Raw genomic sequence first — 6,000 nt, 5'->3', positions numbered from 1 at the left:
ATTAAAATAGTTACTTCAAGTAATGGATAAAAATTCACCAACGAAATAAATTATAGGCTGAGCCAATATTATTTACTATCATGATAATAAGAGAATTCTTAAACTTAATATTTTCTCTCTCCCCTGAAAATAGTATAATGCTATATTATTTTCATTTTATACATGGAAGCTCAAACTTAAGGTATTATTTTCTCTTTATCTATAACATTGATAAGACTTATAATAAAACTGTAAAATTCATTAATTTTTAATGAATATAGATTTTAATTGTCAACAAAATTCTTAAAATAATAACAGCCAATATATTCCTAATATTTGATGATTAACTTATAATAAAACCATTTTTTTTGGTAATTGTAGCAATAAAGTTTAGTAGCAGTTCTTATTTATAGATTAATTTCAAGACACTGCAAATAAATTGATGGTTTTAAATAATAGTTAACATTTATATAGATAATTCCTTCATTATAATTATCTATATTCAAACCCAGCCCTTTACAATAAAGGGTTATACCAACATGAAACTACAAATGAATTTTTATCAACTTGTTCACTATTCTTGATTGCTTGTTTTAATTCTTCTGGAGTCAATAATACTGTTTCCATATCCTCATTATCTTCATGCTATGGAGGATACTCTAATTTTTGTACATCCTTTGCTAAATATGCATAAATAATTTCACTTGAATAACCAGGAGCAGGGAAAAAATTCCCTATTTTTTGCCATGTCAGCCAATTTTCTCTCCCATTTCATGCTGTACAGTTTCAAATTCATCTTCATTCTTTTCTATTGTATCTGCAGGAAATTCTAAAATCCTTCCACTTATTATGACAGAACGATAAAAATACTGGCGAATTTCTACCAGTTTACCTTCGGATGTAATTATTACTGCTACAAAACCACCAAGATATCAAATACATTACGATTCTCTTTCTGCATTATTTGGTAAACATAAGTGGTTGAATTCAAAATTAAACTTACGTCCCTCGTAAAGTAAACATTGCTTGAGCAACTGTAGTAACTTTTTACTTGTTAGTATCAATTTGGCCGTAAATATATGGAAACTAAATTTAGTATTCTTGTAACTAGTTAATCAGAAAATTTTGGGTTTTTCTTAAGTTGTTAATATAACTTGAGTTGATTCTAATAGTAATTAATAGACTGTATACTTCACCATGAATGGAAATATTTTATGTGACTGCACCCTTCTTATAATTGGTATCTTATTAGTAGCAATTTGTTGAAATTTATCATTTTGCTTACTTATAATTGATAATCCTTAACCACTTTTAAAATTAGTAATTGATCCCTAGCTTATAATAATTAGTTTTTCCTACAATAATGAAAAATTGGCCAATAAAAAAATAGCATATAGATCAGAAAGTATAACATTCACAAAAGTGATAAATATCTATAAATCCAATCTTTTGATAATACCCTAAAAATTTCCATAATGGAAGAAAACTAAATTTGAAAATAGGTTTTACTGTTCTTAGTTTCCTAATTATGGGACATTTCCTTCTAAAATATTTTTTACTATATCTATAAAATAATTCATCAATTTTATATTATTAATTCAATCATCTTCTTTATTACATAGTCTAAGCATTACAGGGATTTAAGCCCATATTTTACTAACAATAGTATTCATCATTTTGCAAACAAAATATTCCATAACAACCTAAATAGCTGCGAAAGATTACTTATATTTTTTTATTATGTAGTCAATATAAAATCTTGGATTCTCTGCCAAACACTATCCAGTAAGTCTGGAGTATCTGCACCAAACCACTCAACTTCTGAATTTGCTCTAAACCAAGTACGCTGGCGCTTAGCAAATTGTCTTGTATGAATGATAATTTTTTCCTCGGCTTGCTTTAAGGATATCTCCCCATTCAGGTATTGCTTAATTTCTCGGTATCCCAAAGTATTTAGCAAAGATAAATTTACCCCATACTTAACACATAAGTCTTCCACCTCAGCAACTAAACCGTTGGCAATCATACATTGGGTTCTTTCAGTTATTCGACGGTTAATGCTGACAGCATCACAATCTAAACCAACATGTAAAATAGGAAAAGTAGGGGGATTTTCTCCCTGCTGCATTGAGATAGGATAACCAGTAACATAAAATACTTCTAGAGCTCTAATAGTTCTTAATCGGTCGTTAGGATGAATTTTTCCCGTAGCAATAGGATCGACTTGTTGTAGTATCATGTAAAGTTGAGTTTGATCCATTGATTTTAGTTGTGTTCGAAGTTCTGTATTTCGTGGAACCTTAGGAATTTTAATGCCTCTAGTGATTCCATGGATATATAAACCAGTACCACCAACTAAAAGTAAGGGTGTATCTTGGGATACGAGTAAAAATGGAAATTGTATTATGGCCTGTGCTTGTTCCTGATAATCAGCCACTGTCATGATTTCTGTTGGAGTACATATGTCAATTAAATAATGTGATACCAATTCCTGTTCAAGTGATGTTGGTTTTGCTGTGCCGATATTAAACTCCCGGTATACCTGGCGGGAATCTGCACTCAAGATGACTGACTTCAAACGTTTTGCTAACTCTAAAGCCAATCTGGATTTTCCAGTTGCTGTCGCTCCACAAATAACAATCAATTTAGTCATAATCTAAATAATTTGTATTTTAAATGTTATTTTTTTAGATTCCATTACCTATCTCTTCTGAACTTTTATTATGTTGGGTATATCCCCTTAACAAACTTCTAATATAATTGCTCTGCAGCAGGCATTAAGGCTTTTGTGTTAAAATCTTTGGGCCATTTAAACTTTTTGTTTTTATCCGGTTGATATCCACGATTCTGGAGAATTTACATGACAACCAGTTATAGTGCTGATCAGATTCAGGTTTTGGAAGGTCTGGAAGCAGTTCGCAAACGCCCAGGGATGTACATAGGTTCGACTGGTCCTCGGGGTCTTCACCATCTAGTATATGAGGTAGTTGATAACTCTATTGATGAGGCCCTAGCTGATTACTGTACCCATGTAGAAGTTAGCCTAAATGCTGATGGATCTGTTTCTGTTACAGATGATGGTCGTGGTATCCCAACTGAGATACATCCCAAGACAGGAAAATCAGCCTTAGAAACTGTATTAACTGTATTGCATGCCGGTGGTAAGTTTGGTGGTGGCGGTTATAAGGTTTCTGGTGGTTTGCATGGTGTTGGTGTTTCTGTAGTGAACGCTCTATCTGAAAGTTTAGAAGTTACTGTTTGGCGTGATAATAAGGTTCATGTTCAGCATTATGCAAAGGGAGTTCCTATTAATGATTTACAAGTAGAAGTATATAAGGGAAATCGTACGGGTACTTCTGTTACCTTTAAGCCCGATGCCCAAATTTTTACGAATACTACGGAATTTAATTATATTACCCTTGCAGGTCGTCTGCGGGAGTTAGCATATCTAAATGCTGGTGTCAAAATTAATTTTACGGATAATCGCCTGGATTTACTTAAAACTAGTATTCCTAAGGTAGAAAACTATGAATATAAGGGTGGTATTCGTGAATATATTAATTATCTAAACCGAGATAAACAGGTACTACATGAAGATATTATTTATATCTGTGGGGAACGTAATCAAGTTCAGGTAGAAGCGGCATTACAATGGTGTACTGATTCTTACTCTGATAATATCTTTGGTTTTGCCAATAATATTCGTACCATAGATGGTGGAACACATATGGAAGGTTTGAAGGCTGTTCTTACCCGCAGTATGAATGCAATTGCTCGTAAACGCCATAAACTGAAGGAAAATGATTCTAATCTGAGTGGTGAACATGTAAGGGAGGGATTAACAGGAATTGTTTCTGTGAAAGTCCCTGAACCGGAATTCGAGGGGCAAACTAAAACAAAATTGGGAAATACTGAAGTCAGAGGCATTGTTGATTCATTGATTGGTGAGATCCTCACAGAATACTTGGAGTTCCATCCCATTGTTGTCGATTCAATTTTAGATAAAGCTATTCAAGCTTTTAAGGCTGCTGAAGCAGCTCGCCATGCAAGGGAACTAGTCCGACGGAAATCAGTGTTAGAATCCTCCCCATTACCAGGAAAATTGGCAGATTGTGCCTCCCGTGATCCCGGTGAGTCGGAGATATTTATTGTAGAAGGTGATAGTGCAGGTGGTAGTGCCAAACAAGGACGTGATCGTCGGACTCAAGCTATACTTCCCCTAAGGGGCAAAATCCTTAATATTGAAAAGACTGATGATACTAAAATCTACAAGAATAATGAAGTCCAATCTTTAATTACTGCATTGGGCTTAGGTGTGAAAGGGGAAGAATTTAACCAAGCTCAGTTACGGTATCACCATATAGTAATTATGACAGACGCTGATGTTGATGGTGCACATATAAGGACATTATTGTTAACCTTTTTCTATCGTTACCAAAGGCGATTAATCGAGCAAGGTTTTATTTACATTGCCTGTCCGCCATTATACAAATTAGAACGGGGGCGTACTCATAAGTACTGTTACAGCGCGAAAGAATTACAAAAAGCAATTGCACAATTCCCTGAAAATGCAAATTACACCATCCAAAGATTTAAGGGTTTGGGAGAAATGATGCCAGTCCAACTGTGGGATACCACCATGAACCCAGAAACTCGCACTTTAAAACAAGTAGAAATTGAGGATGCAGCTGAAGCCGACCGCATATTTACAATTCTAATGGGTGATCGCGTTGCCCCCCGCCGTGAATTTATTGAAACCTTCGGCTCTAAACTTGACTTGATGGATTTAGATATTTAATAATCCAAAAAGCAGGAAAGAAAAATAGAAATTTCTATATATTATTTCTTGTTATTTCCCATATGACTATTACAAAGAATTTTCAATAATTCTTACTAAAGAACGGTTCTATGATGTCTGGCAAGTAAGCTATCATCTATCAATAGGGCTTTTTGTCCTCAAGTAATTAGCTGACAAGTTGATTACAACCATACAGGACTAATTTAAGGTATTCAGCAAAAGTTGTCTCCAAGGAGAAGATTCAGCTGTCAATTGGCACAATGGTTAAATGGAGTTATTTTAATCAAGTTCTTGGATTAGTCAGATATAGTACAAGTTCTTGATAAGATGGGGGTAAGAATTGAGTAAGCATTAAAAAAAGAGTGATTAATATTAGAAATGACTAGGTTCATAAATTAAAGTCTTTGAAGCTTAATAATTTTTAGTAATATTTATTTATAAATATTAAGTTTGATTTAGCATAGACCCCATAATAACTATGGGGTCTATGTAAAGATTTTTTGCCCAGTTCCCAGGATAAATTTTGCGTTATTTATCTAAATAAAATTTTGGATTTATTCGGTTGGGCATAAGATATTTTCAATGGACTTTGATTTACAATGTAGAGCTGCTAGAACGCAGATTCACATTATTATCATACAAGTACTTGCTTGGAATTTTTATGGGTTTGTGCAGTTCATGTTTAACAAAACTAAACGTTCACTCTTCTTGAACTATAAAATCTTTATCTAATAGCAACTTACAATGGGCCTCATTTATTTATAAAATCCTGGAATATAAACTTAGGACCCAATATATTTTCCAGCAAGTTGAATATTTATCCTAATCGGGTATTTAAAACTCGTTGTTTCTCCTATTTATTCCAGGTATTGAATGCCAATGTTTCTTTTAATAACCTGGACTTAATAATATGGTGATTAATAATTGTCATACAGGGTTCCACCCCATAATTAGGATGGATAATTATGACTGTAATTTTATTGTGGAACATTTACCAAAATCAATGATGAATAAGATATTTAGACTAAATTAATATAAGAATTAGATTTTTGAAAAAATTATAGCAGAATTGTTTTATACTCAAATCAGACCTACATTAGCAGTTTAATTAAAAATATAGGATCCTAGCTAATTAATGACTTTATCCTTTGACTTTTATAAAAAACAGAGTTATTAAGTTAGAATTCTATAATTTTTAGAATTCTAACTTATCATAGGTTTAG

2 protein-coding genes and 1 pseudogene are annotated in these 6,000 nt (G+C 33.0%); 1 reads left to right on the top strand and 2 read right to left on the bottom strand.

The window, feature by feature from the left end; translation table 11 throughout:
- Window positions 1-495 precede the first annotated feature (495 nt).
- Together RINTHH_RS11290 and miaA are read right to left on the bottom strand one after the other, a co-directional pair.
- Window positions 496-1,040: pseudogene (locus RINTHH_RS11290) on the bottom strand (NUDIX hydrolase).
- Between the two features lie 677 nt (window positions 1,041-1,717).
- Window positions 1,718-2,632, bottom strand: a complete 915-nt coding sequence (miaA, locus tag RINTHH_RS09705; protein WP_044305006.1) for a tRNA (adenosine(37)-N6)-dimethylallyltransferase MiaA — start codon at window positions 2,630-2,632, stop codon at window positions 1,718-1,720.
- Window positions 2,633-2,839: 207 nt separating this feature from the next.
- On the opposite strand from miaA, the gene gyrB reads away from it, so the two are divergent.
- Window positions 2,840-4,777 (top strand): DNA topoisomerase (ATP-hydrolyzing) subunit B, encoded by a 1,938-nt coding sequence (gene gyrB / locus RINTHH_RS09700; RefSeq protein WP_008235942.1) that lies wholly within the window; start codon window positions 2,840-2,842, stop codon window positions 4,775-4,777.
- Window positions 4,778-6,000: the final 1,223 nt, after the last annotated feature.

The organism is Richelia intracellularis HH01 (genome assembly GCF_000350105.1).
Classification (GTDB): Bacteria; Cyanobacteriota; Cyanobacteriia; order Cyanobacteriales; family Nostocaceae; genus Richelia; species Richelia intracellularis.
This window is presented reverse-complemented; position numbering and strand designations above follow the sequence as displayed.